We start from the raw sequence: 2,652 nt of genomic DNA, 5'->3' as shown, positions 1-2,652 counted from the left end.
GGAACCACCTTTCAAAACTGTGCGGAGCCATGGATGGCGGAGCCCAAGCGTAAAGGGTCGTATTTACAGCGTGTTTTGAAAGGTGGTTCCCGCCCGACGCCGCCCCCCAAGCTCAAGACAAAGCAGAAAAAAATTTCACGCGGCTCCCAAAGGGAAGCCTCCAACCTCAGCCAACAGAGAGGTGCTCCATGGACCTGAATTACACCCCCGAACAGGACGAGTTCCGCGAGGAAGTCCGCAAGTTCCTCGAGGACAACCTGCCCGATGACATCCGCCGGCGCGTGAAAGAACGCCTGCGGCCCACCAAGGAAATGACCCAGCGCTGGCAGCAGATCCTTTTCAAGCGTGGCTGGGGTGCCTCCACCTGGCCGGCGGAAGCCGGTGGTCCGGGCTGGGATCCGATCCAGCAGCTCATCTTCGAGGAAGAATGCGCCGCCGCCGGCGCCCCGCGCCAGCTCGACTTCGGCCTGCGCATGGTGGCCCCGGTCATCATGACCTTCGGCAGCGAAGAGCAGAAGCGCCGCTTCCTGCCCGGCATCCTGTCCGGCGAGGACTGGTGGTGCCAGGGTTACTCCGAGCCCGGTGCCGGCTCCGACCTGGCGTCCCTGAAAACCCGCGCCGTGCGCGAGGGCGATCACTACATCGTCAACGGCCAAAAGACCTGGACCACCCTGGGCCAGCACGCCGACTGGATCTTCTGCCTGGTGCGCACCGGCACCGAGGGCAAGCCCCAGCAGGGTATTTCCTTCCTGCTGATCGACATGAAGACCCCCGGCATCGAGGTTCGTCCTATCATCATGCTGGACGGCGAGCACGAGATTAACGAAGTCTACTTCGACAACGTCAAGGTGCCGGTGGAGAACCTCGTCGGCGAGGAGAACAAGGGCTGGACCTACGCCAAGTTCCTGCTGGGCCACGAGCGCACGGGTCTTGCCAACGTGGGCCAGTGGAAAGCGCTGATGACCCGCCTCAAGCAGGTGGCGCGGGAAACCCGCGACGGCCAGCGCGCGCTGATCGAGAACACCCGCTTCCGCGACCGCCTGGCCCAGCTGGACATCGAGCTGCGGGCCCTGGAGCTGACCGTGCTGCGGGTGCTTACCAACGAGAAAGGCCCCGGCCCCCAGGCCTCCATCCTCAAGATCCGCGGCACCGAAGTGGGCCAGGCCTTGTTCGAGCTGCTGATGGAAGCCATGGGTCCGGACGCCATGGCCCACATCCCGGACGCCCTGGAGCTGGATTACGAAGGCCCCCGGGTCGGCGCACGGGATGCCGCGCCCGCCGCCGGCGACTACTTCAACATGCGCAAGTTGTCGATCTTTGGCGGGTCCAACGAAATCCAGCGCAACATCATCGCCCAGATGGTCCTCGGTCTTTAAGGAGCCTGTTATGAACTTTGACCTCACCGAAGAACAGCAGATGCTGCAGGACTCGCTGCGCCGCTTCGTGGCCAACGAGTACACCTTCGAGAAGCGCGGCCAGATCATCGATGCCGGCAAGGGCCTGGACGAACCCACCTGGCGCCAGTTCGCCGAGATGGGCCTGCTGGGCTTCACCTTCCCGGAAGACTATGACGGCCTGGGCGGCAACGCCGTCGACACCATGCTGGTGATGGACTGCTTCGGCCGTGCCCTGGTGGTGGAACCCTACCTGGCCACAGTGGTGCTGGGCGGCGGCCTGTTGCGGGACATCGGCAGCGACGAGCAGAAAGCCGCCATCCTGCCGAAGGTCAGCGCCGGCGAGCACCTGATGGCCTTCGCCCACAGCGAACCGGGCGCCCGCTACAACCTGACCCAGGTGATGACCCGCGCCGAGAAGACCGACGACGGCTTCGTACTCAACGGCCAGAAGACCGCGGTAATCCACGGCGGCCAGGCCGACCAGCTGATCGTCTCGGCCCGCAGCAGCGGCGACATCACCGATCCGGACGGGGTCTCCCTGTTCCTGGTGGACCGCAACGCAGAAGGCCTGCGGGTCACCGACTTTGCCACGCACGACGGCCAGCGCACGGCCGAGCTGATCCTGGACAATGTCCGGGTGAGCGCAGACGCCGTGCTGGGCGAGCCCGGCCACGCCATGCCGGCGATCGAGAAAGCCACCGACCTGGCCATCGCCGCCGTCTGCGCGGAAGCGGTGGGCGCCATGGAGGCCCTTAACGAGGCCACCCTGGACTACCTCAAGACCCGCAAGCAGTTCGGCGTGCCCATCGGCAAGTTCCAGGTACTGCAGCACCGCATGGCGGACATGTTCATTGCCGCCGAGCAAGCCAAGACCATGGCCATCCTGGCGGCCAGCGAGGCCGACTCGGATGATCGAGAGACCCGGCGCCGAGCCATTTCCATGGCCAAGACCCTGGTGGGCCAGTCCGCCCGTACCGTGGGCCAGGACGCAGTCCAGCTGCACGGCGGTATGGGGGTGACCGACGAGATGTTCGCCGCCCACCTGTTCAAGCGCCTGACCCTGATTAACCTGCTGTTCGGCGATGCCGACCACCACTTGGAGCAGGTCAGCGACCAGCTGCTGACCGGCGCCGCCTGAACCAAGGAGCCTGACATGAGTGTGAAGCAACTGTTCGATCTGACCGGCAAGGTGGCACTGATCACCGGCGGTTCCCGCGGCCTGGGCCTGCAGATGGCCGAAGCCCTGGGGGAGATG

The 2,652-nt window shown here is 65.2% G+C and carries 3 protein-coding genes and 1 pseudogene; all 4 read left to right on the top strand.

Going from position 1 to position 2,652, the window contains the following annotated elements; genetic code table 11:
* The coding region (locus R3280_RS16600) for a hypothetical protein (RefSeq protein ID WP_318999718.1) at window positions 1–198 on the top strand (198 nt) is incomplete at its 5' end.
* Window positions 189–1,376, top strand: a complete 1,188-nt coding sequence (locus R3280_RS16595) for an acyl-CoA dehydrogenase family protein (protein ID WP_318999717.1) — start codon at window positions 189–191, stop codon at window positions 1,374–1,376. The genes R3280_RS16600 and R3280_RS16595, both read left to right, overlap by 10 nt.
* A 10-nt stretch (window positions 1,377–1,386) precedes the next feature.
* Window positions 1,387–2,535, top strand: coding sequence for an acyl-CoA dehydrogenase (locus R3280_RS16590; RefSeq protein WP_318999716.1), 1,149 nt, complete (start codon window positions 1,387–1,389; stop codon window positions 2,533–2,535).
* A gap of 15 nt (window positions 2,536–2,550) precedes the next feature.
* A pseudogene (locus R3280_RS16585) lies at window positions 2,551–2,652 on the top strand (gluconate 5-dehydrogenase); the annotation flags it as partial.

Origin of the sequence: Marinobacter sp., assembly GCF_033722195.1 — a bacterium.
In the GTDB taxonomy this organism is placed as follows: Bacteria; Pseudomonadota; Gammaproteobacteria; order Pseudomonadales; family Oleiphilaceae; genus Marinobacter.
The sequence above is the reverse complement of the archived record's forward strand: the minus strand, read 5'-3'. Positions and strand labels throughout refer to the sequence as shown.

What these genes read in the sequence shown, in the direction of transcription:
- R3280_RS16595 (WP_318999717.1), top strand. Translation starts at nt 189, where the DNA reads ATGGACCTGAATTACACCCCCGAACAGGACGAGTTCCGCGAGGAAGTC.
- R3280_RS16590 (WP_318999716.1), top strand. Translation starts at nt 1,387, where the DNA reads ATGAACTTTGACCTCACCGAAGAACAGCAGATGCTGCAGGACTCGCTG.